Genomic DNA, 2643 nt, shown 5'->3' on the forward strand with positions numbered 1-2643 from the left:
GGTCGCCCAGGCTGACCAGAGACAGGTTGCCGCCGCTCTTGATTTCGCTGCCGACCTGGGTGGGGAAACGGGGATAGACCACGTTTTGGAGTGCCTTCTAAACGTGGTCTGTCCCCATTTACCCCGGCGGTGCTGGCGATGACGTTGATGTCGCGACCGGCATCGAGCCTCAGGTCGCCGCCGCCTTTTACGCTTGACTCCAATTGAAAGGTCTGTCCCCATTTATCCCGTCAGTGCACGTTAATCAGATTCGGCGTTATGAGGCAGGGACGGCGCAACCAACCTTAGAAGCCCTAATTCGGCTTGCTCAGGCTCTGCACGTCAGTTTGGATGATTTGGTATTCGCTGAAGGAGAACGCGGGCCGTCCGACGACTTGCGCCTCCGCTTTGAGGCCGTCAGCCATATGCCCGAAGCCGAGAAATCAGTGATCAAGGCACTGCTCGACGGGATGATTCTTAAGTACCAGGCATCAAAAGTCATGGGGGCGGATAACAGCAGCCGACCACCCAATGCGTAATCAAAAAAAAGGGCCGATCTGAAAGAGTAAACCGGCCCCCCATACTTCGCTGCTGCGTATAGCCAAAGCTATACGTCATACGTCAGTGTTTATCGGGTGAAACCTGCATTTCGTATTACAAGTGTGTAGCAGCACCTAGAAGACATAAACCGGACAACCATATAGAAAATATCCACCTCGCAAGAGCTGCGTGTTGTGTATTGAGATTTTGCTCCTGTTAAGGGGCGAAAAATCATGCTCAAAAAAGGGCGTATTGAGCAGCTAGACCGTAGGTCGTCAGGGTGGGTGCAAAAGGGATGCAACTTAACTGCAGAACGGATGCAAATAGGATGCAAGAAGGCGGCAAAACGGATGCAGATAGGGTGCAAAAACACCGGCGCAAGGCCGGTGTCGAAAGTGTCAGATCAAGTTGAAACTTCTACAACTCACCAAACCTCATGGGTCTCGGCTCTGTAATTATTTTCAATACGCTCAACAAGCAATGGTGCACTGATAATTCCTCTTGTGGAATGCTTCAGCTCTTCCGAGCTAATCTCCCTCTCCAGCCGAAGTGCTTCGCTTCCATTCCATAGCCAAATAGAGCCTCCCGGCCCGCCATTCCTGGAACGGAACGTAGGAAACACTTGTAACCTTTCGGGAACCGGAACATTTGCCACAACGGATAGAAGGCCTTGATTTACCGCACTTTGAACAACAAAAAATGCGGAAAATTGTGGTTCACCATCAACAACAACCGAAAAATCTTTTGGTTTCTCATTATGAAATCCGGGGAAAATACGTATTAAAAAACCAAATTCCGGATGTTTATGAGTAACTTGCGCATATGCGACACCCTGCGAGGTTAACACCTGCAAAATGTCGCCCAGCTTCACCTTCTTAGCCATTTAAAATCCTTCATATCCAGCTTTTTTTAGCAGCTCGGCGCCGCGTATCAAACCCTGCTCATACTTAGTCGGGTTTTTGACAGACGATATAGAGTTAATCTTATTGATTAACGTGCCGCCATCTTTACCAAGGCCATGGTAGTCGATCAGTGTTTGCTCGACTGCCCGTGCGTCAGCACGTGAAAGGTTCTGTAAACCCTCTATTCTGTCAATTGTGATGCCTTTTTCTCTGAGGTGAGCTTGACCGCGCTTAACTATATCGTCGGTTATTCCAACATAACGAGTCACGCCATCAACAACACAGTTATAAACACAGGTCTTTCCGCCTATAGAGGCAACTTCACCTGCGCCTTTTGAATCAACCCACTTTCCTTCAACCCACTCGACAGCTTTCCCACCAATGTGAGCAGTCAAGAGTCCGGTAACAGCGTCAAAAGCCATACCACCCAATTCCTGGGCGGAGGCAGTCGCTACTTTATCAAATTCTTTTTCCAGCGTATGCGACGGGATCGGACTGGTTATCCAATCCTTAAACCCCAGAGCTAGCCCGCCAATACCGTTTGCGATTGCACCAATCGTGTCAAAAGGTGATGAGACGGCATTCCAGAAGGATTCCGCTGTTTTGACTGCTCCACCTGGCCATGCAGCAACTATTCCACGAACGCTAGTACCCCCTTCTCTGGCCAGAAATCCCGGATCCAGCGAAGGAGGGTAAACAGTCGTAAGCTCTTTTGGGTCAATGCCTGCAAAATAATTGGCCTTGGCGGCATTGTATTGCTCAAGCGTCCATCCTTCTTGTAGTGCTTGTAGCTGAATCTTGCGCCCGAACTCCTCCATATCACGTTGTCTTTCGGCATCCAATGCCGCTGTTGCCCGGGTGATATTGTCCCGGCACCCTTGAGCGCCCTCTCCCGAACCACAAGCTGCTCGAGCTCTGTCCGCCGCGACAACGTCTCTATGTAACAGCCAGTTGTACTGAGTGGCATTCTTCGCAATATTTGCACCCTGCTGCAGATCACCATCCACCGCTGCGGCAGCAACGAGCCCGGTTAGCTGCGACATCATCAAGTGCAACTGATCATTGCCACCAGCGAACTTCACAAGGACATTCATCGCCGCTTCGTTCAACCCGGCAGCCGCCGCACCAGTAGCAAAATCCCCACCCATCGCCTCGGAAAGCAAGCCCCCCATCAGCGCATGCGCGACAACTTTTACTACGCCACCTTCCGGGAACTTGATCG

2 protein-coding genes and 1 pseudogene are annotated in these 2643 nt (G+C 50.8%); 1 reads left to right on the top strand and 2 read right to left on the bottom strand.

Annotated elements, in window-relative coordinates; genetic code table 11:
* Nucleotides 1–203: 203 nt before the first annotated feature.
* A complete protein-coding gene (locus tag D8U71_RS01305; RefSeq protein WP_122746724.1) occupies nt 204–518 on the top strand; it encodes a helix-turn-helix transcriptional regulator in 315 nt (104 codons plus the stop codon).
* A gap of 425 nt (nt 519–943) precedes the next feature.
* Here the strand turns inward: D8U71_RS01305 and D8U71_RS01310 are convergent, their stop codons facing one another.
* The gene (locus D8U71_RS01310) at nt 944–1402 is read right to left on the bottom strand and encodes a hypothetical protein (RefSeq protein ID WP_122746725.1); all 459 of its coding nucleotides are present in this window, start codon (nt 1400–1402) and stop codon (nt 944–946) included.
* Nucleotides 1403–2643, bottom strand: a pseudogene (locus tag D8U71_RS28285) (hypothetical protein); the annotation flags it as partial.

This window comes from Pseudomonas sp. Sample_21 (assembly GCF_004307525.1).
GTDB classification, from domain to species: Bacteria; Pseudomonadota; Gammaproteobacteria; order Pseudomonadales; family Pseudomonadaceae; genus Aquipseudomonas; species Aquipseudomonas atacamensis.

Coding starts and splice junctions, on each gene's coding strand:
- D8U71_RS01310 (WP_122746725.1), bottom strand. CDS start 1,402: ATGGCTAAGAAGGTGAAGCTGGGCGACATTTTGCAGGTGTTAACCTCG.